Annotated in this window: 23 protein-coding genes; 11 read left to right on the top strand and 12 right to left on the bottom strand. The window is 65.1% G+C overall.

The window, feature by feature from the left end; genetic code table 11:
• Positions 1-93: 93 nt before the first annotated feature.
• Positions 94-5,367, bottom strand: coding sequence for a fibronectin type III domain-containing protein (locus BMI87_RS18530; protein ID WP_210402491.1), 5,274 nt, complete (start codon positions 5,365-5,367; stop codon positions 94-96).
• Positions 5,368-5,865: 498 nt separating this feature from the next.
• On the opposite strand from BMI87_RS18530, the gene BMI87_RS18525 reads away from it, so the two are divergent.
• The 3 genes from BMI87_RS18525 to BMI87_RS18515 are packed head-to-tail and all read left to right on the top strand — an operon-like array spanning position 5,866 to position 7,531.
• The gene (locus tag BMI87_RS18525; protein ID WP_078523019.1) at positions 5,866-6,378 is read left to right on the top strand and encodes a phage tail protein; all 513 of its coding nucleotides are present in this window, start codon (positions 5,866-5,868) and stop codon (positions 6,376-6,378) included.
• A 39-nt stretch (positions 6,379-6,417) separates the two neighbouring features.
• Positions 6,418-6,957, top strand: a complete 540-nt coding sequence (locus tag BMI87_RS18520) for a phage tail protein (RefSeq protein ID WP_078523018.1) — start codon at positions 6,418-6,420, stop codon at positions 6,955-6,957.
• A gap of 31 nt (positions 6,958-6,988) precedes the next feature.
• Complete coding sequence (locus tag BMI87_RS18515; RefSeq protein WP_078523017.1) at positions 6,989-7,531, top strand: phage tail protein; 543 nt, start codon at positions 6,989-6,991, stop codon at positions 7,529-7,531.
• Positions 7,532-7,671: 140 nt separating this feature from the next.
• Here BMI87_RS18515 and BMI87_RS18510 read toward each other — a convergent pair whose 3' ends face one another.
• The 11 genes from BMI87_RS18510 to BMI87_RS18460 form a co-directional block, all read right to left on the bottom strand.
• Positions 7,672-8,805 carry an ABC transporter permease gene (locus tag BMI87_RS18510; protein ID WP_078523016.1) on the bottom strand — a complete coding sequence of 378 codons (1,134 nt, stop codon included), beginning with the start codon at positions 8,803-8,805 and terminating at the stop codon, positions 7,672-7,674.
• Positions 8,802-9,782: an ABC transporter ATP-binding protein gene (locus BMI87_RS18505; RefSeq protein WP_078523015.1), complete on the bottom strand. Its 981-nt coding sequence runs from the start codon at positions 9,780-9,782 to the stop codon at positions 8,802-8,804. Before BMI87_RS18505 ends, BMI87_RS18510 begins: the two co-directional genes overlap by 4 nt.
• Positions 9,779-10,732, bottom strand: coding sequence for an HlyD family secretion protein (locus BMI87_RS18500; RefSeq protein ID WP_078523014.1), 954 nt, complete (start codon positions 10,730-10,732; stop codon positions 9,779-9,781). Before BMI87_RS18500 ends, BMI87_RS18505 begins: the two co-directional genes overlap by 4 nt.
• Positions 10,725-11,381, bottom strand: a complete 657-nt coding sequence (locus tag BMI87_RS18495) for a TetR/AcrR family transcriptional regulator (RefSeq protein WP_078523013.1) — start codon at positions 11,379-11,381, stop codon at positions 10,725-10,727. Before BMI87_RS18495 ends, BMI87_RS18500 begins: the two co-directional genes overlap by 8 nt.
• A 233-nt stretch (positions 11,382-11,614) precedes the next feature.
• Positions 11,615-12,295 carry a dihydrofolate reductase family protein gene (locus BMI87_RS18490; protein ID WP_078523012.1) on the bottom strand — a complete coding sequence of 227 codons (681 nt, stop codon included), beginning with the start codon at positions 12,293-12,295 and terminating at the stop codon, positions 11,615-11,617.
• Positions 12,296-12,370: 75 nt separating this feature from the next.
• Positions 12,371-12,766 carry a cupin domain-containing protein gene (locus tag BMI87_RS18485; protein WP_078523011.1) on the bottom strand — a complete coding sequence of 132 codons (396 nt, stop codon included), beginning with the start codon at positions 12,764-12,766 and terminating at the stop codon, positions 12,371-12,373.
• A gap of 36 nt (positions 12,767-12,802) precedes the next feature.
• Positions 12,803-13,441 (bottom strand): NADPH-dependent F420 reductase, encoded by a 639-nt coding sequence (locus BMI87_RS18480; protein WP_078523010.1) that lies wholly within the window; start codon positions 13,439-13,441, stop codon positions 12,803-12,805.
• Positions 13,442-13,452: 11 nt separating this feature from the next.
• Positions 13,453-14,214: a carboxymuconolactone decarboxylase family protein gene (locus tag BMI87_RS18475; RefSeq protein WP_078523009.1), complete on the bottom strand. Its 762-nt coding sequence runs from the start codon at positions 14,212-14,214 to the stop codon at positions 13,453-13,455.
• A gap of 153 nt (positions 14,215-14,367) precedes the next feature.
• Positions 14,368-15,231: an aldo/keto reductase gene (locus tag BMI87_RS18470; protein WP_078523008.1), complete on the bottom strand. Its 864-nt coding sequence runs from the start codon at positions 15,229-15,231 to the stop codon at positions 14,368-14,370.
• A gap of 181 nt (positions 15,232-15,412) precedes the next feature.
• On the bottom strand, positions 15,413-16,342 hold the full coding sequence (locus tag BMI87_RS18465) for a LysR family transcriptional regulator (protein WP_246831766.1): 930 nt from the start codon (positions 16,340-16,342) through the stop codon (positions 15,413-15,415).
• 75 nt (positions 16,343-16,417) lie between these two features.
• On the bottom strand, positions 16,418-16,873 hold the full coding sequence (locus BMI87_RS18460; RefSeq protein ID WP_078523006.1) for a cupin domain-containing protein: 456 nt from the start codon (positions 16,871-16,873) through the stop codon (positions 16,418-16,420).
• 243 nt (positions 16,874-17,116) lie between these two features.
• Here BMI87_RS18460 and BMI87_RS18455 point away from each other — a divergent pair, with 243 nt between their 5' ends.
• The 8 genes from BMI87_RS18455 to BMI87_RS18420 all read left to right on the top strand — a co-directional run bounded on the left by BMI87_RS18455 (position 17,117) and on the right by BMI87_RS18420 (position 25,518).
• Positions 17,117-18,316, top strand: coding sequence for an NAD(P)-dependent alcohol dehydrogenase (locus BMI87_RS18455; protein ID WP_078523005.1), 1,200 nt, complete (start codon positions 17,117-17,119; stop codon positions 18,314-18,316).
• Positions 18,317-18,423: 107 nt separating this feature from the next.
• On the top strand, positions 18,424-18,858 hold the full coding sequence (locus tag BMI87_RS18450; protein WP_246832741.1) for a cyclophilin-like fold protein: 435 nt from the start codon (positions 18,424-18,426) through the stop codon (positions 18,856-18,858).
• 53 nt (positions 18,859-18,911) lie between these two features.
• On the top strand, positions 18,912-20,150 hold the full coding sequence (locus BMI87_RS18445; protein ID WP_246832740.1) for an FAD-binding domain-containing protein: 1,239 nt from the start codon (positions 18,912-18,914) through the stop codon (positions 20,148-20,150).
• Positions 20,151-20,300: 150 nt separating this feature from the next.
• Entirely contained in the window at positions 20,301-21,467 is a 1,167-nt protein-coding gene (locus BMI87_RS18440; protein WP_078523003.1) for a putative peptidoglycan glycosyltransferase FtsW, read from the top strand.
• 18 nt (positions 21,468-21,485) lie between these two features.
• The gene (locus BMI87_RS18435) at positions 21,486-22,589 is read left to right on the top strand and encodes a glycosyltransferase (protein WP_078523002.1); all 1,104 of its coding nucleotides are present in this window, start codon (positions 21,486-21,488) and stop codon (positions 22,587-22,589) included.
• Positions 22,586-23,995, top strand: a complete 1,410-nt coding sequence (gene murC, locus BMI87_RS18430) for a UDP-N-acetylmuramate--L-alanine ligase (RefSeq protein WP_078523001.1) — start codon at positions 22,586-22,588, stop codon at positions 23,993-23,995. The genes BMI87_RS18435 and murC overlap by 4 nt, the downstream gene beginning before the upstream one ends.
• A gap of 84 nt (positions 23,996-24,079) precedes the next feature.
• The gene (locus BMI87_RS18425; RefSeq protein ID WP_078523000.1) at positions 24,080-25,270 is read left to right on the top strand and encodes an APC family permease; all 1,191 of its coding nucleotides are present in this window, start codon (positions 24,080-24,082) and stop codon (positions 25,268-25,270) included.
• Positions 25,267-25,518 carry a DUF2484 family protein gene (locus tag BMI87_RS18420; protein ID WP_078522999.1) on the top strand — a complete coding sequence of 84 codons (252 nt, stop codon included), beginning with the start codon at positions 25,267-25,269 and terminating at the stop codon, positions 25,516-25,518. Before BMI87_RS18425 ends, BMI87_RS18420 begins: the two co-directional genes overlap by 4 nt.
• Positions 25,519-25,566 lie beyond the last annotated feature (48 nt).

The following is a 25,566-nucleotide window of genomic DNA, read 5'->3' as shown; positions in this document are numbered from 1 at the left end:
TGGTCTATCGTTGATCTCAGGGCGTCAGGCTGAAACAGGAACGGGGCGAGGATGCATATCCTCGCCCCGTTTGGTTTTCGCCTGTCTCCCGCGTCAGAACTGCTTGGACAGTCTCAGCGAGATGCTGTTGCTGTGGCTGTTCGACCCCGAGGTGTTGCGCAGGTCGATGCTGAGCTGCGTGCCGCCCTCGAAGGCGATATTCGTGCCCAGCCCGATCGTGAGCAGGTCCTGATCGGATTGCGGCAGGTTCAGCACATATTGCGAGCCGTTCACCAGATCCGCATAGCTCATCCCCGCGGCGATATCGCGGTTCATCACCCGGTTATATTCCAGCCGGAAGTTCGGCGAGACCGTCCCGAAGCTCGTTTTTCGGGTGAAGCCACCGCGCAGGCCGAAGTCGAGCTGGGTCGAGCCGAAGCTTTGGCGGTCGAAGCTCAGCGCATCGGCCGGGTCCGCAGTGCGCTCGGTAAAGGCATTCAGATGCCCCGAGATCACCTGCATCCCCGCATAGGGTGAGAGCATCCAGTTATCCTGCCGGAACTCCATCCCCGCGCGGACCTGTGCGAAGACCTGAGAGCCATCGCGCGAACCATAGGCCATATCCGGCCCGCCCGAGATCGCGCGGCGGCTGTCGAAGCCCAGTGTGCCATAGCCCGCCAGCACATCGACAAAGCCGCGTTCGCCGGTGCGGAAGGTCCCGTAGACTACCGCGTTCACGCTATGCCCGCTGGTCTTCGAACCATCGCTGCCGATATCCGAGCGCCCGTTGCCATAGCCGAGCCCGAGCCCGAGGATCGCGTCCGCGCTGGGTTGGTAGTCGAGACCCGCGCTGAGCCCGTTGCTATGAAGGTCGATCGCGCCGTCCTTCGTCAGGTTCAGCGTGCCCGCCGTCCAGATCGCGGTTTGCGGGCCGAACAGGTTTTCGGAGGTGCCGCTGGTCGAGACGGATGGGGTCGGCGTAGCAGCTGCGCCACGCGTAACCCCTCGGCTCGGCGCGGGCGTGCGACCGGTCTGGTTCTCGAACGGATCGACCGGGTCGGCAAAACCGCGCGCGCGGGTCACGCTGGGAATGCCGAGACGCGCGCCGAAACTGTCGCGCAGGCCATTGCCGTCACGCAGCGCTTCGAGATGCGAGGAGAAGTTCCCGATCTGCGTGCGGGCGAATTGCATCGCCATCGTGTTCTGCGCGGTCACGATCCCGATCACATCCGGATCCTGTGTCGGATCGGGGGCCACCTCGACCAGAACCGTCAACGTGGCGCTGCCCGGCGCGTAGCTCGCATTGCCGGCGGTCGTGCCGGTGATCTGGCAGCTACCCGCCGCGACCGGCGTGACCACAGCCCCGCTGAGTGTGCAGACCGACGGCGTCGCGTTGCTCAGCGTCACCGTCAGGCCAGAGCTCGCCGTCGCGGTTGCTGCGAAAGGCGCACTGCCGATCCGCACCGGAGAGCTGACCGGCGCGAAGGTGATCGTATCGGTCTGGCGCGCCACGGTGGCGGTGATCGTGTAGCTCTGCGTCGCGATCCCATCGGCTGCGGTGGCGGCCACGGTGATCGTGTTCGCTCCCGTCGCCAGCGAGACTGGCGCCGAGGCGCTGCCCGAGGCGGTCGCATTGCCGTTCACGGTGAGGCTCGCGCCGCTATCCGTGGCCGTCGGCGTGACGGTGATCGAGCCCGTGCCATAGGGCAGGTCCACCGAATAGCCGCTCGTGCCCGAACTGAACACGGGGCTCAACGTGCCCTGGCTCACGCTCAGCGCCGAGAGCGTCGCGACATTTGACAGATAGGCGAACTGATCCGCGCTGGTGGCGCTCGAGGTGCCGCCCGGCGCGGTCACGCTTACATGCACCGTGCCCGTGCCCGAAGGCGCGGTCGCGGTGATCTGGCTGTCGGAATTGACGGTAAAGCCGCTCGCAGGTGCCCCCCCGAAGCTGACCGCCGTCGCGCCGGTGAAATCGCTTCCCGTCAGCGTGACGGAGGTGCCACCGCTTGCCGACCCCTGTGCCGGGCTGATCGCGGTGATCGTGGGGGCGGCGCGCTGGATCGCGATGGAGATCGTGGCGCTTTGGAAACTCGCATTCGGCGCGCTTGAATCATGGCCGCTTACGGTGAAGCTGTAGCTGCCATTGGCGCTGGGCGTGCCGCTGAGCGTGCCGGTGGGTGAGAGCGACAGCCCCGGCGGGAATGAGCCGGTCTTCGCAGCGGTGTCGAACGTGTAGGGCCCGGTGCCGCCCGAGACGCTCAGCGTGGCCGCGAAGCTCGTGCCGACCTGCCCATCGGACAGCGCGCCCGACGTGACGGTGAAGGTGGGCGCCGAGACGGTGATCGTGACCGTCGCAGGGGCGGAGGTGCCCGTCGCGTTCGTGCCGGTATAGGTGAAGCTGTCCGCGCCGTGATAGCCCGCCGTGGGCGTATAGCTGATCGCGGTGCCGCTCACCTTGGTCGAGCCGTGGCTGGGCCCGGAGGCGACCGTGACCGATGTCGCCGCGCCGCCGGAGAAGTTCAGCGGCACCGCGTTGTCGGTCGAGCCATATCCTGCGGTGAGGCTCACGGCATTCGCGGTCGGCGCCGCCAGCGGCGAGACGCTGTTCGACGCGGCCGAGGCCGAGCCGGTGCCCGCAGAGTTGGTCGCGGTGACGGTGAAGCTGTAGCTGGTGCCGTTCGTGAGGCCGTTCACCGAGATCGGCGAACTGGTCCCGGTTCCGGTGAAGCCACCCGGCGAGGAGGTCACGGTGTATCCGGTGATCGTCGCGCCGCCATCGGAGGCGGGCGGGGTGAAGCTGATCTCGGCTTGGCTATCGCCTGCCGTCGCGGTGCCGATTGTCGGCGCGCCCGGCACGACCGCGTTCACGGCGAAGCTCTGCGTGACGGTCGGGGCAGGGTTATAGGTGCTGTCGCCCCCCTGATCGGCATCGATCGAGCAGGTGCCGGTCGAGGCGAAGGTCAGCGAGCCACCTGCGGTGATGGTGCAGACCCCGGTTGTGGTCGACGAGAAGCTGACCGGCAGGCCGGAGGACGCGGTTGCGCTCAGCGTCGGCGATGTGCCGTAATCCTGCGCGCCCGGATTGGCGAAACTGATGGTTTGGCCCGCCGTCGGCGTGACGCTGTTCGAGGGCGCTGAGAGCCCGGCCGATCCATAGCCGTTATCGGCGCTGACCGTGAACGTATAAGCCGTACCGGCGGTCAGTCCGTTGACCGTGATCGACGTGCCGGTGCCAGTCGCGGTTTTGTTTCCAGGTGAAGACACCACTGTGTAATCCTGGATCGGCGCGCCCCCGGTATCGGTGGGTGGGGTGAAGCTCACGGTGGCGCTCTCGACGCCGGCGACGGCTGTGACATTGGTGGGCGGCGGGGCCGTGGTCGGGTTGACCGTGAAACTCTGCGTGACGGTTTGGGCTGCCTGATAGGTGCCATTGCCCCCCTGATCGGCATCGATCGAGCAGGTGCCCGCCGAGACGAATGTCAGCGCACCGCCCGAGGTGATCGTGCAGACACCGGTGGTGGTCGACGAGAAGCTGACCGTCAGGCCGGACGAAGCGGTTGCGCTCAGCGTCGGCGAGGTGCCGTAGGTCTGCGCGCCCGGATTGGCGAAGGTGATCGTCTGCGCGGCCTTCGGTATCACTGAATTCGAGGGGTTCGAGGCCGGGCTCGTTCCGACGGAATTCGTTGCTGTGACGGTGAAGGTATAGCTGGTGCCTTTGGTCAGGCCTGTTACCGTAATCGGCGAGCTGGCCCCGGATCCGGTGAACGCGCCCGGCGTGGAGGTCACGGTGTATCCGGTGATCGTCGCGCCACCGTCGGAGGCGGGCGGGGTGAAGCTGACCTCGGCCTGCCCATCGCCCGCCGTCGCGGTGCCGATTGTGGGCGCTCCCGGTACGACCGCGTTCACGGCGAAACTCTGCGAGACGGTCGGGGCGGGGTTATAGGTGCCATCGCCCCCCTGATCGGCATCGATCGAGCAGGTGCCGGTCGAGATAAAGGTCAGAGCGCCGCTCGAAGTGATCGTGCAGACCCCTGTGGTGGTCGAAGAGAAGCTGACCGTCAGGCCGGACGAAGCGGTTGCGCTCAGCGTCGGCGAAGTGCCGTAGGTCTGAGCGCCCGGATTGGCGAAGGTGATCGTCTGCGCGGCCTTCGGCGTTACCGCGTTCGAGGGGCTGGAGGCCGGGCTCGTCCCGACGGAGTTCGCCGCTGTGACGGTGAAGCTGTAGCTGGTGCCGTTCGCGAGGCCCGTTACCGTAATCGGCGAGCTGCTCCCGGTACCGGTGAACCCGCCCTGCGTGGAGGTCACGGTGTATCCGGTGATCGTCGCGCCGCCATCGGAGGCGGGCGGGGTGAAGCTGACCTCGGCCTGCCCAGCGCCCGCCGTCGCGGTGCCGATCGTGGGTGCGCCCGGCGCGGCCGCGTTAACGGCGAAGCTCTGCGTGACGGTCGGGGCGGCGTTATAGGCGTTATTGCCCGCCTGATCTGCATCGACCGAGCAGGTGCCCGCCGAGACGAATGTCAGTGCGCCGCCCGAGGTGATCGTGCAGACGCTCGTCGTGGAGGACGTGAAGCTAACCGTCAGGCCGGAGGACGCGGTTGCGTTCAGCGTCGGCGAGGTGCCGTAATTCTGCGCGCCTGGATTGGCGAAGGTGATCGTCTGTGCAGCCTTCGGCGTAACCGCGTTCGAGGCGCTGGAGGCCGGGCTCGTCCCGAAGTTGTTCGTCGCGGTGACGGTGAAGGTATAGCTGGTGCCGTTCGTGAGGCCGTTCACCGTGATCGGGGAGGCGGTCGTGCCGGTGCCCGTGAACCCGCCCGGCGAGGAGGTCGCGGTATAGCCGGTGATCGGGTCGCCGCCATTCGAGGCCGGGGCGGAGAAGCTGATCTGCGCGCTGCTATCGCCTGCCGTGGCCGAGACATTCGTCGGTGCATCCGGTGCGGTCGCGGGGGCCGGGAAGGTGAATGTGACGGTGTAGGTAGTATCGGTTGTGGAATTTCCGCCCGACGAGATGCCCGATGCGTAATAGAGCGTGACCGGAACTCCGCTGGCCGGATAGGTCGTCGGAGCGGTGTCCAGAGTGACCGTGTAAGTCGGGAAAATATAGGTGCCGGTGCTTGTGTCGAGATTCGGGGATACCGTGATCACCGCGCCTGAATTCGGATCCGTGAAGGTCTGGCTCGTGATCTGATTATTAACCGTGTCGCCCTGGATCGGCCAATAGGCGTTCGCGTTGACCCCCGTCGCGTCATAGAGGCCATATTGGACATCGAGACATTCCGCACTCACGTTGAGCGTCTTTGTCGACCCCTGCCCGCCATCCAATAACAGCGTCGTGCCGCTGCCGCAGGCGGCCAGAGAGGCGCTCGCCCCGGCGGTTGTCAGAAGCACACCTGCCAGAATTCGCAGAATGAAAATCCGGAGGGTCGAAATTCGCGTTATGCGAGAAAATCGGTTGGATGCCTGATTGACGGCGCATGCAATGCGACCGCTCAGCGTCAATGCCCTGAACATATCTTGTTGTCCCCACTGAAATTGCAGCGTGGCTCGGACGCATCAAAGAAAATCGTCTGAAAATCCCCGTGGGGCAATTGGTGAAATAATGCGCGAGTCTCTGCTCCCTGATGTTGACGCTATGTCGCGTATTAATTTTCGTCAATCTTTAGCGCGTATTGCCGGGATCTTGCCGAAATGTGCCGACAGGGCTGTGGCGCGAAGAGCGCAGTCGCCGGGTGGCCAGGGGCGCCATCTGCAGCGCTCTCGCGCGCGCATCGCGAGCTCCCGTTTGGGTAATTTGTCAATATAGTCACACAACACATAGTTGTAAGTTGTCGTAGGACATGTTCGCCCGTAGCCTCGCCTTAGAGGAGAATTCAAGGGAACAGTTCGATGGAACCATTTCTGGGCATGATCATGCCCGTAGCCTTCGATTTCGCGCCGCAGGGCTGGGCGTTGTGTAATGGACAGTTGATGAGCATCGCGCAGTATTCTGCGCTTTTCTCGCTTCTCGGGACCGAGTTCGGCGGGGACGGGCGGACCACGTTCGGCCTCCCGGATCTTCGTGGGCGCAGCCCGCGCGGTGCCACCATGCAGGCGCGCGGGCAAAAACTGGGGAGCGAGGCGGTCACGCTCACGGACGCCACGATGCCCAGCCACAGCCACCCTTTCGTGGCCTCGCAGCTGGCGATCGCGGGACGCGCGCCGATTGCGCCCGACGACATGGTGATCGCTTCGGGCAATATTCCCGCTGGCAATCTCTATGGCAGCGCCGAGGCGCCGGTCGCGCTGGCGCAGACCAATATCGGTCACACGGGCGGCGGCATCGCGCATCCCAACATGCAGCCCTCGCTTTGCGTCAATTACGTCATCGCCCTCCAGGGCATCTTCCCGCAGCGCGCGTAAAGCGCGCAACGGATCCGCCGGAACGGAGAGGATATATTCATGGACCCCATTGTCGGACAAATCACGCTGTTTGCCTTCCCGCGCACGCCGCGCGGCTGGCTCAGCTGTCAGGGGCAGTTGTTGCCCATCAACCAATATCAGATGCTGTTCTCGCTTATCGGAACCCAATATGGCGGCGACGGCGTCACGACTTTCGGCGTGCCGGATCTGCGCGGGCGCATTCCGCTCGGCATGGGACACGCGCCGGGGCTGTCGGTCTACAAGGTCGGCGATAATGTCGGTGAGGAGACGGTCACGTTGAGCGTCGCGGAGATGCCGTCGCATTCCCACGCGATCCAGGCGTCGAGCCAGAGCCCGGCCGCCAACGCGACCGCCGTGCCCGGCCCGGAGGTCGAGTTCGCGACCGCAGATGGCACGGGTGTCACGCGCTACGCGGCCCAGCCCGGTGGCGCGCCGGCGACGCTGAATCCGGCCTCGATCGGATCGAGCGGTGCTTCCCACCCGCACCAGAACATGATGCCGACCACGGTGATGAACTACTGCATCGCCTATGACGGTATTTACCCGCCGCGCTCGTAAGCGCGCCCGGTCTTTTCGGAAAGGACAGGATATGGACCCCATTCTTTGCACGGTTATGCCATTTCCCTACAACTTCATTCCCCAGGGCTGGATGCCTTGTGACGGGCAGGTCTTGCCGATGTCACAATACTCGGCGGTCTACTCGTTGATCGGGACGACCTATGGCGGGGACGGGCGCACGACCTTCGGGCTGCCCAATCTCAACGGAGGCAGTGGTTCGTCGTTGAGTGTCGTTGCCGGGCAGGGCGCAGGGCCGGGGCTTACCCCTCGCGCGCTCGGCCAGCGGGTGGGCAGCGATACGGTGACGCTGACCGAGGCCGATCTGCCGCCGCATTCGCATTCGCTTTCGGTGTTTCCCGAAGGCGCGGATGCGAGTGCCGCGCCGACTGCGGGCGATACCTGGATCTCGACGGGGGCCAATGGATATACCGGCACGCCGATCCAGGATGCGACCAGCTTCGCGCCCGGCGCGATCGCACCCACTGGCGGTAGCCAGCCGCATGAGAACGATCAGCCGACGCTAGGGCTCGTCTATTGCATCGCCATGCAGGGTATCTACCCGAGCTTCGACTGAAAAATCTGCGCGCCCCGCGAGGCGCGCGGCTTGCAGGCGAAAGGGGCGGCCGCAGAGCGGCGCGCCCCTTTTTCTGGGATCAGGTGCCGTGAGAAATCGCGACGCGCTCCGACCTGATCCGAACCCCTTGCCGAAGCGCCTCAATCCAGCGTCTGCCGATAGCGCAGCATCGAGATCAGCATGATCACCACGCCGATTATAGCGATCGCCCGCAAGTCGCCGGTGATGTCGGCTAGGTGGGCGCCTTTCAGCATCACCTTGCGCACGATGCGCAGGAAATGTGTGGCGGGGATCGCCGAGCCGATCACCTGCGCCCAGCCGGGCATGCCTGCGTAGGGGAACATGAAACCCGAGAGCAGGATCGTCGGCAGGATCGTCATGAAGCTCGCCTGCATCGCCTGCATCTGCGTGCGCACGAGGGTCGAGATCAGGAAGCCGAGGGCGAGGTTCACCACGATATAGAGGTTGAAACCGATGAAGAAGGCCAGCCCCGATCCGAGGAACGGCACCCCGAACAGAAGCTTCCCGGCGATCAGGAACACGACGGTCTGGATGTAACCGATCACGACATAGGGCAGGATCTTTCCCAGCATCACCTCGAGCGGCCGGACCGGCGTGGCGATCAGGGTTTCCATCGTGCCGCGCTCTGTCTCGCGTACGATCGCGATCGCGGTGATCAACACCATCGTCATCGCGAGGATCACGGCGATCAGGCCGGGCACGATGTTCAGCGAGGTCTTGCTCGCCGGGTTGAATTGCTTGTGCACCACGACCGAGAAGGGCGGGGGCTGGCCTGCGACCGGGGCGAGGGGGCCCTGGAAGGTCTGTTTCACCGCAGTGTCGATGATCCCCGACAGCGCGCCGACTGCGGTGCCCACGGCCGTCGGATCGGACGCGTCGGCGCTGACGAGCAGCTTCGGCGACAGGCCTCGCACGATGTCGCGCTCGAAATTGGGCGGAATGACCACGACGAAATTCGCGGTGCCGTCGCGGAGCGCCTGATCGCCTTCCTCGGCGCTGGTGACGATGCCCTCGAATTTGAAGTAATCCGAGGTCTCCATGCCCGACAGCACCGCACGCGCCACCGGGCTTTCATCGGCCATCTCGATCAGGGTCGGCAGGTGATGCGGGTCGGAATTGATGATGTAGCCGAACATGACCAGCTGCAGGATCGGGATGCCGATCATCATCGCGAAGGTCATCCGGTCGCGCCGCATCTGGATGAATTCCTTGTAGAGCACCGCTCCGAAACGCGACAGAGAGAACCAGCTCATGGCGAGGGGCCTCCGTTGACGCCGAAATTGTCGGCCGCGGTCGCCATCAGGTAGATGAAGACTTCTTCAAGCTCGGCCTCTTTCTTCTCCCATTTGCGCGCGTCGTTCTCCCCGCTCTTTTCAGCGACGACCGCGTCGAGCCCGGCGCTGTCGGTCGAGGAGACATGAAGCTGGGCGCCGAAGCGCGCGACCTGCTCGACCCGCGGATCGGCGCGCAGCTCTTCCTCCAACTGGATCAAGTCGGGGCCGGAGACCCGCCACGTGGTCAGGCCGACCTGATGCGGGATCTCGGTCGCCGGGCCGTCGATCAGCTTCTTCCCATAGGCGATATAGGCGATGTAATCGCATTGCACGGCCTCATCCATGTAATGCGTCGAGACCAGCACCGTGACGCCCTGCTTGCTGAGCTGGCGGATCTCGTCCCAGAAGTCGCGCCGCGCCTTCGGGTCGACCCCGGCGGTGGGTTCGTCGAGAAGCAGGAGCGCGGGCTTGTGCTGCATGCAGGCGGCCAGTGCCAGACGCTGTTTCCAGCCCCCCGACAGAGTGCCCGCCAGCTGCTTGCCGCGCCCTTCGAGGCCAAGGGTCCGCAGCGTCTCGTCCACCACCTTCTTGCGGTTCTTCACCCGATACATCCGCGCCATGAAGTCGAGGTTCTCGCGGATCGTCAGATCGCCATAGAGCGAAAACTTCTGCGTCATGTAGCCGACGTTTTCCTTGATCGCGCGCGCCTCCTTGTGGATGTCGTAGCCAAGGGTGTGACCTTCGCCGCCATCGGGGGTGAGCAGGGCGCACATCATCCGGATCGTGGTGGTCTTGCCCGAGCCGTTGGGGCCAATGAAGCCGTAGATCGCGCCTTTGGGCACCGACATATCGACCGCGTTGACTACCTTCTTGCCGTTGAAGATCTTCGTGAGCCCCTTCACGACGATCGCGGGCTCGCTCTGGGTGCTCACGCTGTCGGCGGCTGTCGTGCTCATTTCACCCGCCTCAGGCTGACCGGCTGGCCCGGCAGGAGCGACGCGCCCGCCGAGATGCGCGCCTCGGCCCGGAAGACGAGCCGCGAGCGCTCTTCGCGCGAATAGATGATCGGCGGCGTGTATTGCGGCTCGGAGGCCATCTTGCTGATCGTCACCTTGATGCCCGGATCGCAGCCGTCGCATTCCATCTCCAGCTGATCGCCAATGGCGAAATCCGCGCGCTCGGCCTCGGGCAGGAAGAACAGGACCTTGAGCGCATTCGGCGGCAGGATCGACAGCACGGGCGCTCCGGCTGCGGCCACTTCCCCGGCCTTGTAATAGACTGTCTCGATCCGACCGGCCACGGGGGCGGTGACCGTCATGTCATCGAGTTGCGAGCGGGCGAGATCGGCATCGGCCTGTGCCGCCTCGAGCGTTTTCTGGGCGGCCAGAACCTGCGCACTGCGCGCGGGCAGGGCTGCCACTTCGAGCTGAGCCTTGAGCTGGGCTACCTGCGCGTCGGCCTCTTCCAGCGCGGCGCGATCGACATCCACCTTGGCCTGGGCGACGATTTCCCGAGCGAACAGATCCTCGGTGCGCTTGAGCGCGGATTCCGCGAGATTGCGATGGGCGATGGCTTGTTCCAGCGAGGCCTTGATTACCTCGATCTCGGGGTCGCGCGAGCCGGTTTCGAGGTTGTTCAGATTGGCTTTGGCGGTCCCGATCTTGGCCTCGGCCGCCCGCAGCGCCGCCTGCTGTTTCGTCGAATCCATGTCGAAGAGGAACTGATCGGCCTTCACGCTGTCGCCTTCGATCGCCGCCAGCGTCTTGATGCGTCCGGTGACCGAAGGGGCGACATAGACGTATTCGCCCTCCACATAGCCCGAGTAATGCGGCACCGGGGCGTCCCCATAGCCGGGAATGATCGCGGTGAGCAGGGCGCTGATCCACGCAACAATGGTATCAAGCATCGGTCGAACCCTCCGGTGACAGGAAAACGCCGTGGAATAGAATGTCGAGGTGGTTCTCGATCAGCTGATCGAGCGAGAGCCCGTCCTCCGGCATGATGTCGAAGATCTCCGCAAGCAGGAGATGGACGACGATCGGGCCGATGATCGAGCGTAGGGTCAGTTCGGGATCGACCGCGCGCAACTGGCCCGAGGCGATGCCCTGTCTGATGATTTCGGTGGCGGCGGGCAGGACGTGGTCGAACACCTCGCGCCGATACATCGCGGCGATTTCGGGGGCGACGACGGCCTCGCGGATCACGACCTTGGGCACCGCCAGCACTTTCGGATCCCCGAGCGAGGTCGCAATCAACGAGAACAGCGCACGCAGTGTGGCGCGCGCATCATCGGGGGTCGGTTCGACAAGGGCTTGCGCCCGCGTAGCGATCGGAGAAACCGCCCGACGCACCAAGCCTTCGAGGATCGCCTGTTTTGACGGGAAATAGAGATAGACGGCGCCCTTGGAGAGACCCGCCGTCTTGGCGATCTGCGCCACCGACGTATGGGCGTAACCCTTTTCATCGAAGAGTGAGAGCGCCGCGTCGAGCACCTCGTCAGGCCGCGCCTCGGCGCGACGGCGAAATTTGGGCTCGGGCGAGTCGGGATCTGTCATGGGTAGAAAATAACTGACCGGTCAGTCAGTAGCAAGAATTTTGACTCAGCCCCTTATGTCTTCTGACAACTTCAGGAAAAAGGCGAGGGGGGTATGCCCGACGCCGTTAGTCTTTCGCGGAAGTTGAGGGAAAAATCGCTCAAGGTCGGCAGGCACCGTTGCGCCATGCTTCGCTGAGCGTTACGCCGCCCCGAGCGCCACGATGGCGCGCGGGGCTTTGGGGCAAGTCTGTCTTAGCTTTCCCTGCTCACGCGGTGGCGAAGCCAGACGATCCCATTCTCCAGCGTCTCGGTCTGCACCAGCTCCAGCGATTGCGCGGGGCCGGTGCCTTGTTCGTAGATCGCGGGCGCGCCGCTATTGCCGTCGATCACCGGCAGGATCAGGGTGCTGGTCGCGTCGATCAAACCTTTGGCGAGGAAGGTGCCGTTCAGCGTGCCGCCGCCTTCCAGCAGCAGCCGGTCGATCCCGAACCCCTCGGCGATGCGGCTTAGCGCGCCTTCGATATCGTCACCGTCGGGGCCGCCGAACACGACCGAGATGCCGCGGTCTATCAGCCGCTCGACATGCGCCTGCGCGACGCGCTCGGAGAGCACGATCGCCAGATGGTCGCCCTCGAGTTCGTCCGTATCCGGCAAGAGCCGCCCCTTGCGGTCGAATACGATGCCGAGGGTGCGTCCCGCCAGATCCGCCAGTCGATCGGGGCGCGGGGTGGGCGCGGGGTCGAGTATCGGTTCGACATGCGGCACCCAGCCTTCGAGCGAGGCGCGCCCGATGATCCAGCCTTGCCCCTCCAGACGGGTGCCGACCGCATCGTAGATCGTGAGCAATTCGTCTTCGGAATAGGGCCACCCTTCGGTCTTCAACCGTCCGTCGAGCGTGGTGATCATGTGGCAAGTGATGTGCGGCCGGGGCATTGCGGGGCCTCGTGCTTTGAAAAATCTCGGGAAGAAGAAAGAGAAGGCCGAGCCGCGCAGGCCCGGCCCTCAAGGTCAGCCGTTATAGTCTTCGTCGGTGACTTTTTCGAGCCAGGTGACCGGCGAGCCGTCGATGCTTTCCTGCACCGCGATATGGCTCATCGCGGTCTCGGACGAGGCGCCATGCCAGTGCTTTTCGCCTGCCGGGAACCACACGACATCGCCCTGGCTGATCTCTTCGACGGGGCCACCGTCGCGCTGGACGCGGCCGCGCCCGAAGGTGACGATCAGGGTCTGGCCAGCTGGGTGGGTGTGCCATGCGGTGCGCGCGCCGGGCTCGAAGGTGACATGGCTGCCCGAGGTGCGGCCGGGTTCTTCGGCCTGAAACAGCGGATCGACGCGGACGGTGCCGGTGAACCAGTCTTCGGGGCCCTGCATCGAGGCGTTGGTGCCGGAGCGAATGATTTTCATGGGAAAACTCCTTTCTTGGGGTAGGGGCGCGCGGGCTTAGCCGCGCAATTTCTCGAAACGATAGGTCAGGGCGGGGCCGCCGGGTTGCCCATAGGCTAGCTCGGCGGTGACCATTGCAAAGGGTTCGACGAAACGCCCGGTGCGCAACCCGCCCGCATCAACCGGCGCAAAACCGATATCTTCGATCAGCCCGCGCGCGATGGACTTTGCCTCGGCGTCATCGCCGTAGATCAGAAGCTGCGGCGGGTCGGCCTGTCCCTTGCGCGCGAAGACCGGGGCGAAGCTCTCGGAGGGAGAGGTGTTGCATGTGGCCACCCAGCGCGCATCGGGGCGCATGGCAGCGAGTTGCTCGGCCCCGGAGGTCTTGGGGCCGAGCACGAGATCGCTATTGCTCGCATCGAGCGGGACGCAGCAGTTGAGCACCACCTGACCCGCCATGTCACCGGCCTGAGACAGCACATCTTCGATCCGGCTCCAATGCACGGCGAGCAGGATCGCATCCGCGCCCGCGACCGCCTCGGAGACGCTCGTCGCGCGCCCGCCGGTCTCGGCGGCGAGCCGCTCCAGCTTGGCCTGGCTGCGCGAATAGGCGAAGCGCAGATCGTGGCCGCATTGCGCCCAGATCCGTCCGAGCTTCGCGCCCATCAGTCCCGATCCGAGAATGGCGATCTTCATGTCAGGGTCCTTTATTCGGCGCGGTTCTCGAAGACGTCCTTGGCCACCGGCAGGGCGGAGAAGACCTTGGGCCAGCCCGCGTAGAAGGCCAGATGCGAGAGCATCGCGCCCGCTTCCTCCTGCGTCAGCCCGTTATCCATCGCACGGTTGAGGTGGAAGGTCATCTGCTCGGGTTGGCCCGCCGCGATCAGGGCCGCGACGGTGACCATGGAGCGGTCGCGCGGCGCGAGGTCGGGACGCAGCCAGAGGTCGCGGAACAGAAGTTCGCGGGTATTGTCGACCACACCCATCGAGACGTCGCCATAGGTGCCGCGCACGAAACTCTCGCGCGATTCCTCGGCCTCTTCATCGAGCGGCAGCAGGTCCACCTCTGCGCCGGGAAGGCTTTCGGTGGCGATCCCGCGCGCCTCGTAGACCGGGGCCATCGCCTCGGCGGCGGCGGTGGCGTTGCCCCAGCCGGTGTAGAAGGCGAGATGGGTGACGGTTTCCGACAGTTCGGCCGGCGTCACGCCGCTATCGAGCGCGAGTTCGACGAAACGCTGGAGGTTTCCGGTCTCGAGGCGGGTCATCAGCGCCGCGAAGGTCACGAGCGAGCGGTCCCGCATGGACAGCTGCTCACCGGTCCAGACCGACCCGAGAAGGTCATTTGTGGAATAGGCCTCGAGGGCGGGGGCCGCGCGGCCAACGGCGTCGGGGATAGTGCGATCGAGCGCCTCGCCGGAGGCCGAGGACGCGATCAGGGCGAAAGCAGAAGCTGCAAAACGGGTTTTCATATCATCTCTCCTGTCGGGTTGATCTTGTCCTTCAGAGATGGGGGAGGCGGCGTTCAGGTTAATGCCGCATCAAGCCAAGTCACTCATGAGCGAGATTCATCGAAAGGCCTGAGAGGCACCGCCGGGACAGGCCCGGCGGTGCGATGGTCTGGTTTAAAGCTGCCCGCCATAGACGGGGAACATGCTCGCCTCGCCGTAATCCTTGATCTCCTCGATCGATTTCAGCGCCTCCATATCGGCGTCGGAAATTTCGAAATCGAGCGCCGCATTGGAGCGCATGTGATCGGGATTGGCGGTCTTCGGCAGCGCGACCATGCCCAGTTGCAGCACATAGCGGATCGACAGCTGCGGAACGCTGACGCCATATTTCTCGGCCATCGCCTTGATCTCGGCATTGTCGAGGATTTGGCCGTGGCCGATCGGCGAATAGGCCTCGGCGACCATGCCGTGGCTCTGGATATAGTCGATCAGCTCGAAGGGCGTGTTCGACACGTGCGCGAGGATCTGGTCGATCATCGGCTTCACCTTCGCATCGTCGAGCAGGTTGTCGAGATCCGCCTTCTCGAAGTTCGACACGCCGATCGCGCGCAGCTTGCCTGCCTCATAAGCTCCTTCCAGCGCGCGCCACGCCTCGAGGTTGCCCTCGAAGTAGCCATCGTCGCCGTGGAACTCGGTCCAGGGCTTCGGGCTGTGGATGATCATCAGGTCGATCTTGTCGAGCCCGAGCGTCTCGAGCGAGCCGTCGATGGCGGCTTTCGCATCGGCATAGTTCTTGATGCCCGCGTCGAGCTTGGTGGTCAAGAAAATCTCGTCGCGCGGAACACCGCAATTGCGGATGCCTTCGCCGACGCCGCGCTCGTTGCCATAGGCCTGCGCGGTGTCGATGTGGCGATAGCCCATCTCGACGGCGGCCTTCACCGCATCGGCCACCTTGTCATCGTCAATCATCCAGGTGCCAAGGCCCAGTTTCGGGATCTCGACGCCATTGGGGAGGGTAAGGGTTTCGTTCAGGATCATGTCTGGCTCCTTGCATTGGAGTGCGCCGCGCCCCTCATTTTCAAGAGCACGGCTTCGGTTCATGTCCTGCAATCTAGTGCGCGCTGGGCCAGAGGATAATCGGCGGAATTTTTATAGCACTCATGAATGGAAAGCATGAATGCGCACGTTCATTCAATCAGGCGTGATAATAGAGAACCGCTCAACCCCGCTCGCGCAGGGCTTCCAGTACCGCGCCGAAGGCCGAAGAAGGGCGCTGACGGCTGGGGTAATAGAGGTAAAATCCCGGGAAATAGGGGCAATATTCTTCGAGACAGGATTGCAGCGCGCCGCTTTCCAGATGAGGCGCGGCGAGCCGGTCCGGCACCAGCGCCAGCCCGTGCCCGTCCAGCGCCGCGTGCTGCACCAACCCGATCGTGTTGAAGCAGGCCTGACCGGAGACCTTCACCCGGATTTCATGGCCCTCGGCATCCTCGAATTCCCAGGCATAGAGCGCACCATGTGTCGCCAGCCGCAGGTTGATACAGTTATGCTCGCTCAGATCATGCGGGGTCTGTGGCACGCCCGCCGCTTCGAAATAGGACGGCGCACCGACGCAGAGCATCCGCTCGTCCGGGCCGATCCTTGTGGCGATCATCCCCTCGCTCACGCTGTCGCCATAGCGCACCCCGGCATCGCATTGCGCCGAGGCCAGATCGGTGAAGCCGTAATCCATCACCAGTTCGACATTGATCGACGGGTATTGCTTGAGCAGCGGCGAGAGCTTCGGCCAAAGCACGGTCTCGATCGCGTAATCGGTCGAGACGATGCGCACCGTGCCCGTGGGCTGGTCCTGCGCGTCGTCGAGCGCGCGCAGCCGCGCCTCGATCATCTCGAAACAGGGGTTGAGCGTGGCCAGAAGATCCTCGCCCTCCAGCGTCGGCGCAACGGATCGCGTGGTGCGCGTCAGCAACCGCAGGCCCAACCGTTGCTCCAGCGCCTTGATCGTGTGGCTCAGCGCGGATTGCGAGACGTTGAGCCGCGCCGCGGCCTTGGTGAAGCTGCGCTCTTCGGCGACGGCGGCCAAGGCGATTAGATCGTTGATATTTTCGCGCAGCATGAGGGAGGCCTCGCTGAATGTTGGTGTCGCCATCGGGCGGGTCTCCCTCACGATATATGCGCGTTGTTCATGACGTCCACGGATTATTCAGCCGTGGATTAGGCGGCGTCACTCCAGATATTCCGCGTCGCTCACCTTCTCGCCCCAAGTCACGGCGGAGCCATCCACCACCTGCTGGATCGCGAAATGCGTCACGTGGGTCTTGTCGGTCGCGCCATGCCAATGCTCGATGCCCGGCGGGCACCAGATCACGTCGCCCGCCTGCATCAGTTGCTTGGGCTGGCCGCGTTCCTGCACCCAGCCGGAGCCTGCGGTCACGACGAGCTTCTGGCCCGCGGGATGGGTGTGCCAAGCCGAGCGCGCGCCGGGAAGGAAGGTCACTTCGCCCGCGCTCACATCGCCCATGTCGGGGCCGAAGACGGGGGCGACGAGGGCGGTGCCGGTGAAGGTGTCAGAGCTGCCGATCGTGGCTGCGCGGCTCTCCGCCGGGGTCAGTTCCATCGACTGCGCAACGGCGGCGGGGGCGGCGAGAAGGACGGCGAGCGTCGTGAAGGTGCGGAACATCAGGGGTCTCCCTTGGATTGCGTTTAATGGCAAGGCCGTGATCTCCCTGGCCTCGCCTTCATTGACGTAAGGGGCGCCGTCGCGGGGTTAATGCCGCAAAAGCCGGAAAGCCTCATGAGCAGGATTCATGGATGCTGTGCACAAAGCGGTGATTATCTGCGGCGCGTTTCGCGGCATGTTGGAAGGCAGGCGCCACCCTATGTTCCGGCGCTCTTCGTCAGTTCCCGAAAAAGGAGGCCCGAGATGTGCCAGTCCTGCAATGACACGTTCCAAACCCTGACCCGCGATGGCGAGAGCCGCCGCAATTTCCTGCGCAGCGGCGCCGCGCTGGCCGCAGCCCCCTTGGCGGCGAGCGTCGCCACGCAAGCGGCCGCGCAAGAGGGTGGCGCATCGCTCGAAGCTTCCGAGGTGCAGACTTGGGCGGCCTTCGACACGAATGGCAGTTTCGCGCCCCATACGATCCCGCGCCGTGCCGCTGGCCCGAAGGATGTCGTGGTCGAGATTATGTATAGCTCGATCTGCCACTCGGACATTCACACCTACAAGGGCGACTGGGGGATGCCGCAGTTCCCGCTTGTTCCCGGTCACGAGATGGTCGGCCGGGTCGTCGGCATCGGCGCGGAAGTCACCAAGTTCCGCGAGGGCGATATCGCCGGAGTCGGCACGATGGTCGACAGCTGTGGCACCTGCGCCAATTGCCTGGCCGATCGCGAGCAGAACTGTCTCAACGGCACGACCTTCACCTATAATTCCGAGGACAAGATCTCGGGCGGGGTGACCTATGGCGGCTATTCCAAGAAGATCGTCGTGAAGGAAGACTTCGCGCTGCGCATCCCGCCGGGGGTCGATCTGGCCGGGTTCGCGCCGCTTCTGTGCGCGGGAATCACGACCTTTTCGCCGATCAATCACTGGGATCTGCAGCCCGGCCAGCGCTACGGCGTGATCGGCATGGGCGGTCTGGGCCATCTCGCGGTGAAGCTGGCGGCGGCGAAAGGGGCCGAGGTCGTCGTCTTCACCACTTCCGAGGACAAGATCGCCGATGCCAAGGCTTTCGGTGCCGCCGAGGCCTATCTCTGGTCCGACGAGGCCGCGATGCGGAGCCAGATGGGCAGCTTCGATCTGATGCTCTCGACCGTCCCGGTGGCCTATCCGATGCAGCAGTTCCTGAACCTGCTCAAGCTCGACAAGACGCTGGTCAATGTTGGCGCGCTGTTCCCCATTGAGGGGGCGCATGGGATGATGATGGGCTTCGGGCGTCAGAGCCTCGCGGGCTCGATGACGGGCGGCATTGCCCAAACCCAGCGCGTGATCGACTTCGCCGCGCATCACGGGATCGCCGCCACCTACGAGATGATCACCCCCGAACAGATCGGCGAAGCCTGCGAGAAGGTCGTGAACAAGCAGGCGCGCTATCGCTATGTGATCGACATGACCCAGGCCTGAAAAGCCGACTGATGAGTGCCGCTCATCTGTGGCAGTATTGCGCGGGGGGTAATCCTCCTGCGCAATCGCGCATAGATTTGTCTCCAGACAGCAGGAGGGCATCGGCCATGAGCGTCACAAAGTTTCTGACACCCGTCGCGGCGCTATGCGTCGCCGCCAGCATGGCTTGCGCTCAGGAGACGAAAGGAGACAGCATGATCCCGATCACCGTGACCGCAGGCGAGACGGTTCTGACCGCCAAGCTCGACGACACCCCTGCAGGGCGCGATTTCGCGGCGCTCATGCCGCTGGAGCTGACCTTGCGCGACTACCACGGCATCGAGAAGATCGCCGATCTGCCGCGCAAGCTCGACACGACCGGCGCACCGCGCGCCTACGAGCCGAAGACGGGCGACATCACGCTTTATGCGCCTTGGGGCAATCTCGCGATCTTCTACAAACCCTTTGCCAACTCGCCGGGCCTCGTGCGGCTGGGCGTGTTCGAGGGCTCGCTCGAGGCGCTGATGAGCAATCCGACGGTCCGGTTCGAGCGCGCGGAGTGATCGCATATTCCCTCGGCGGCGTAGATCGGTTGCCCGACCCGGAAGGAGATGCCGTGACCGCTGCCGAGCCTTTGCCATTGCCTACCGCCACCCGCGCTGCCGGTGAGGACCGCCTGACGCGGTTCGCCCCGAAGATGGGCGCGGATTACGCGCAGGGGCGCAATTTCGATCGCGGGGCGGGGCGGCACTCGGCGGTCTCGCAACTGTCGCCCTATCTGCGCAGGCGTCTTGTGCTTGAGCGTGAGGCGGTGGCGCGGGCGTATGAGGCGCATGGGCCGGAGGCTGCGGAGAAATTCGTGCAAGAGGTGCTCTGGCGGGGGTATTTCAAGGGCTGGCTGGAGCACCGACCTGAGATCTGGGCGCGCTATCGGGACGGGTTGGCGCAAGACCTCGCCACGCTCGACGACGCGCCCGATCTGGCCGCGCGCGTGGCCGAGGCCGAGGCGGGCCGCAGCGGGATCGCCTGTTTCGACGCGTGGGCGTGTGAGCTGCGCGAGACCGGCTATCTGCACAATCACGCCCGGATGTGGTTCGCCTCGATCTGGATTTTCACGCTTCGGCTGCCGTGGCGGATCGGAGCGGATTTCTTCTATCGCCATCTGCTCGACGGTGATCCGGCCTCGAACACGCTCAGCTGGCGCTGGGTGGCGGGGCTTCATACGCGGGGCAAGTTCTACGCCGCCGAAGCGGAAAATATCGCGCGCTATACCGGCGGGCGGTTCGCGCCCGATCCCGCGCAATTGGCGGAAGTCAGCGAGGGGCTGGAGGCGGACGAGCCCGAGGGGCTGCCCCCGGTCGCGCCATTGTGTGCGCCGCGCGCCGCGGAGCCCGGGCTGCCCACGGCGCTTCTGATCACGGAGGAAGATTGCCGCGTCGAGGATTTCGATCTGAGCGCGTTCGATCTGCGCGGGGCGGCGACCCTCAGCGCCAGCCACCTGCGCTCGACGCGCAAGGTGGCGCCGCATGTCGCGCGGTTCGAGCGCGACGCGCTCGCCGATGCTGCTGAGCGCGCGGGGGTGCCGGACGTGCAACACCTGAAGGCCGATGCCCCGTCTGCGCTGCTAGATTGGGCGCAAAGCCTCGGCGTGCAGCAGATCGTCACGCCGTATATCCCGGTCGGGCCGCTCGGCGATTGGCGCGAGAGGATGGAGGCGGCGCTGGGCGCGCATGACATCGCGCTGTGCGAGCTGACACGGGAGTGGGATCGCGTGATCTGGCCCCATGCCACGGCCGGGTTCTTCAAGGTCAAAAAGAAGCTCCCCCAAATCCTTGCAGAGCTTGGCTTGCCCTGAGGGCAGGGGGAATTGCGCGCGCCCTTGCCGATCATCGCCGAGTGATCGCGCCGCTTCGGAATTTTCCTAGTCATCTCAAAGCTTTTGGGCTACGATTCCGATCAGACCCGGAAAACGGGCGTATTCGAGGCAGTAACGGCAGTATAGCCCATGACAGAAATGGCATTCGGCACCGTCCCCGTACGGGCCGGTGAACCCGTCCTACCGAAATGGTGGCGCACGATCGACAAATGGGCGCTCGGCGCCGTTTTGGCGTTGTTCGGCCTTGGCATGTTGCTGGGGCTCGCGGCCTCGGTGCCGCTGGCAGAGCGCAACGGTCTCGAGCCTTTCTATTACGTCAAACGTCAGGCCTTCTTCGGGGTGGTGGCGCTGGGCGTGATGCTGGGCATCTCGATGCTCGACCCGAAACAGGTGCGCAGGCTGGGCGTGATCGGCTTCGTCGGCGCCTTCGTCGCGGTGATGCTGCTGCCGGTGCTGGGCACCGATTTCGGCAAGGGCGCGGTGCGGTGGTATTCCTTCGGCTTCGCATCGATCCAGCCGTCCGAATTCCTCAAGCCCGGTTTCGTCATCATCTCCGGCTGGTTCATGGCCGCAGCCCATGACGTCGGGGGCCCGAAGGGGCGGCTCTATTCCTTCCTTCTGATGGTCATCATCGTGGTGGCGCTCGCCTTGCAACCCGATTTCGGGCAGGCCTCGCTGGTGCTGTTCGCATGGTCGGTGATGTATTTCATCTCGGGCGCGCCGATTGCGCTGCTGACAGGGATCGGGGCGCTGACCGTGGCGGGCGGCTTCTTCGCCTATAACTTCTCGGAACACTTCGCGCGCCGGATCAACGGCTTCCTGTCGACGGATGTCGATCCGCGCACCCAGATCGGTTACGCGACCAACGCGATCCAAGAGGGTGGGTTCTTCGGCGTCGGTGTGGGGCAGGGCTCGGTCAAGTGGTCGCTGCCCGATGCGCATACCGACTTCATCATCGCGGTCGCCGCCGAGGAATACGGTCTCATCCTCGTGCTGGTCATCATCGCGCTTTATGCGACCGTGGTGATCCGCTCGCTGCTGCGCCTGATGCGCGAGCGCGATCCCTTCACCCGGCTTGCAGGCTCCGGTCTGGCCTGCGCCTTCGGCGTTCAGGCGATCATCAATATGGGCGTCGCGGTGCGCCTTCTGCCCGCGAAAGGCATGACTTTGCCGTTCGTCAGCTACGGGGGCTCTTCGGTCATTGCTTCGGGGATTGCGGTGGGTATGTTGCTCGCGCTGACTCGGACCCGGCCGCAGGGACAGATTTCGGATATTCTCGCCCGACGCGGTCGCTAAAACCCTCAGGAGGGGGACATGGCCAAGGACACGACCCCGCTACTGCTGATCGCCGCTGGCGGCACCGGCGGGCATATGTTCCCCGCACAGGCGCTGGCCGAGGCGATGGTGCGCCGGGGCTGGCGCGTCAAGCTGTCCACCGATGCGCGCGGCGCGCGCTACGCGGGCGGCTTTCCCCATACGGTGACGGTGGAGCAGATCGCCTCGGCGACATTTGCGCGCGGCGGCGCGCTCGGCAAGTTGGGCGTGCCGTTCAAGATCGCGGGCGGCGTGGCTTCGGCCATCCGCAAGAACCTGTCGGACAAACCGACGGTGGTGGTGGGATTTGGCGGGTATCCGACGATCCCGGCGCTGTCTTCTGCGGTCGCTCTGGGTATTCCCCGCGCCATTCACGAACAGAACGGCATTATGGGCAAGGTGAACCGCGTCTTCGCCAAGAAGGTGAACCGCTTCGCCTGCGGCACCTGGCCGACCGATCTGCCCGAGGGCGTGCAGGGCGAGCATACGGGCAACCCGGTGCGGGCTGCCGTGCTGGAGCGGGCGGGCGCGGCCTATATCCCGCCGGGCGACTACCCGATGTCGGTCCTCGTGATTGGCGGCTCTCAGGGCGCGCGCATCCTGTCGGACACGGTTCCGGCGGCGATGGCGAGCCTTCCCGAGGCCGCCCGCGCCAATCTGCGCGTCTCTCATCAGGCGCGCCCCGAAGACCTCGACCGGGTGGTCGCCGCTTATGAGGCCGCGGGCATCAGCGCCGAGGTCGAGCCCTTCTTCATCGACGTGCCGCGCCGTCTCAGCGAATGCCAGCTGGTGATCTCGCGCGCCGGTGCGTCCTCGGTCGCGGATATCTCCGTCATCGGGCGGCCCGCGATCCTGATCCCCTATGCCGCCGCCGCTGGCGATCACCAAGCGGCCAACGCGCGCGGTCTCGCGAAGACCGGCGGCGCGATCACCATCCCCGAAAGCCAGCTCTCGACGGAGAGCCTCGCGGATCAAATTTCACTGGTGCTGGACAACCCCGAGGGCGCGCTGCAGATGTCGCGCGCGGCCCTCTCCTACGGGGTGCCGGACGCCACCGAGCGGCTCGTCGCCCTCGTCGAAGACCTAGCAGGAAAGACTCTATGAACGCGACCAAACTGCCCGGAGAACTCGGCCCCATCCATTTCGTCGGTATCGGCGGGATCGGCATGTCCGGCATCGCCGAAGTGCTGATGACCCAAGGGTTCACGGTTCAGGGCTCGGATGCGAAATCCTCCAAGATCACCGACCGTCTGGCGAAGCTGGGCGCGACCATCTTCGAGGGTCAGCGCGCCGAGAATATCGGCGAGGCGGGCGTCGTGGTGATCTCCACCGCGATCAAGCCGGGCAATCCCGAGCTGGAAGAAGCGCGCCGCCGTGGTCTTCCGGTCGTGCGCCGCGCCGAGATGCTGGCCGAGCTGATGCGCCTGAAATCGAACATCGCGATCGGCGGCACCCACGGCAAGACCACGACCACGACGATGGTCGCGACGCTACTCGACAAGGGCAATTTCGACCCAACCGTGATCAATGGCGGGATCATCCACGCCTATGGCTCGAACGCGCGCGCAGGCGCGGGCGAGTGGATGGTGGTGGAGGCCGACGAGAGCGATGGTTCCTTCAACCGTCTGCCCGCGACCATCGCCATCGTGACCAATATCGACCCCGAGCATATGGAGCATTGGGGTTCTTTCGACGCGCTGCGCAAAGGGTTTTACGATTTCGTCTCGAACATCCCGTTCTACGGGCTCGCGGTCTGTTGCACCGATCACCCGGAAGTGCAGACGCTGGTCGGCAAGCTCAATGACCGCCGCGTCGTGACCTTCGGCTTCAACGCGCAGGCCGATATCCGTGCGATCAACCTGCATTACGACGCTGGCGTCGCGCATTTCGACATCGCGCTGCAGGGCGAAGAGGGCAAGCCGGTGATCGAGGGCTGCACGCTGCCGATGCCGGGCGATCATAACGTCTCGAACGCGCTGGCCGCCGTCGCGGTGGCGCGCCATCTCGGGATGAAGATGGGCGAGATCAAGGAAGCTCTGGCGAGTTTCGGCGGCGTGAACCGACGCTTCACCAAGGTCGGCGACGTGCTGGGCGGGGTCACGATCATCGATGATTACGGCCACCACCCGGTCGAGATTGCCGCCGTGCTGAAAGCCGCGCGTCAGGCGGTGAAGCCCGGTGCGCGGGTGATCGCGGTCCACCAGCCGCACCGCTATTCGCGCCTGCATTCGCTGTTCGACGATTTCTGCACCTGTTTCAACGAGGCCGATGTGGTCGCCATCGCCGAAGTTTTCTCGGCGGGCGAGGAACCGATCGAGGGGGCTACGCGCGACGATCTGGTCGCCGGGCTGATCGCGCATGGTCACCGTCATGCTCGTGCCATTTTGTCGGAAGATGATCTGGCTCGGCTGGTGCGTGAACAGGCGCGTCCCGGTGATATCGTCGTCTGCCTCGGGGCGGGGACGATCTCGACCTGGGCGAACAACCTGCCTGCGAAGCTGGGGGGCTGAGCAGGCGCCGGGGCGACCCGGCACGACATCGAAAAGACTTGCGGCGCTGCCACGTCGTCTTATGTGGGCAAGAAGGGCCGCGTCATGCGTGACGAGACGCATCTGAAACGCCGATTGGGTCCGTGGCTGATGACCGGCTACGGGGTCGGCGTCATGGTGGGCGCGGGTATCTATGTGCTGGTCGGCGCGGTCGCCGCGCAGGCCGGGATCTGGGCGCCGCTGGCCTTCGTGCTGGCGGGGCTGATCGCGGCGCCCTCCGCGCTCTCCTATGCCGAATTGTCCTCGCGTATCCCCGAAGCCGCCGGAGAAGCCGCCTTTGTCGAGGAAGGCCTGCGCAGTCACGCGCTGGCGCTGATCGTGGGGCTGGGTATCGTGGTCGCGGGCACGGTGTCGGCGGCGGCGGTGCTGCGTGGTGGGGCTGGCTATCTGACACTGCTGGTGCCGTTACCGGTCGAGGGCGTGATGATCGCCTTCGGGCTGGTGCTGATCGGCGTGGCCTGCCTCGGCGTTCTGGAATCCGTGGGCCTCGCCGTGGCCCTGACGCTGGTCGAGGTGGTCGGGCTCGCGCTGGTGATCTGGGCCGGGCTCTCCGCCGATCCGAGCCCCGATCTCACGCCGGTGCCCGCGCCGCATTGGGCCGGGATCGCGGCGGCCGCGTCGCTCGCTTTCTTCGCCTTCATCGGTTTCGAGGACATGGTGAACATGTCCGAGGAGATGCGCGACCCGATCCGCGACATGCCGCGTGCGATCCTCGCCGCGCTCGGGATCACCGCGATCCTCTATCTGACCGTAAGCTACGCTGCCGTGCGCGCGGTGCCGCTGGCCGATCTCGCCCGCTCCGAGCAGCCGCTGGCGCTGGTCTGGCAATCGGCGGGACATGCGCCCGGTATCCTCGCTGCGATCGCGGTGGCGGCGGCGCTGAACGGGGTGCTCGCGCAGGTGGTGATGGCGGCGCGCGTGCTGTTCGGTCTGGGTCGCCGCAGCCCCGCGCTGTCCGTTTTTCATCAGGCGCATCCGCGCTTTGGCACACCGGTGCTGGCGACTCTTCTTTGCGGTGTGGCGATGATTGCGCTTGCGCTCGCTGCCCCGGTCGAGCAATTGGCCGGTATCACTTCGAAGGTGCTCCTGGGCGTCTTCCTTCTCGTTAACCTGTCGCTCGTCGCGCTGAAAAGCCGGTCCGACTATGCGCCGTTCAAGGTGCCTATGGCCGTTCCGGTCGTGGGCGCATTGGTCGCCGGAGCGGCCCTGATCGCAGCCCTGGGAGGTTTCTCATGACCGTCTCGCTCGTTCTTGCCTGTGTCTGGGCGCTCATTGCCACGCTGATCGCGATGGGACCGAGGCGGTTCCACTGGCCGGGCGCGTGGGGGCTGATCGCGGTGGGCGTGCCGCTGGTGGGCTGGGTGACCTATCAGAACGGCCCGATCATGGGGCTGCTGGTTCTGGCGGGTGGCATGTCTGTGCTGCGCTGGCCGGTGATTTTTCTGGTCCGGGCGCTGCGCGGCGCGCGTGACCCCGCTGAATGAGATCGAGATCGCTTGCCTCGCCCCGCGCGCGCGGCTACGAGATGCGCC

Origin of the sequence: Thioclava sp. F28-4, assembly GCF_002020045.1 — a bacterium.
Classification (GTDB): domain Bacteria; phylum Pseudomonadota; class Alphaproteobacteria; order Rhodobacterales; family Rhodobacteraceae; genus Thioclava; species Thioclava sediminum.
This window is presented reverse-complemented; position numbering and strand designations above follow the sequence as displayed.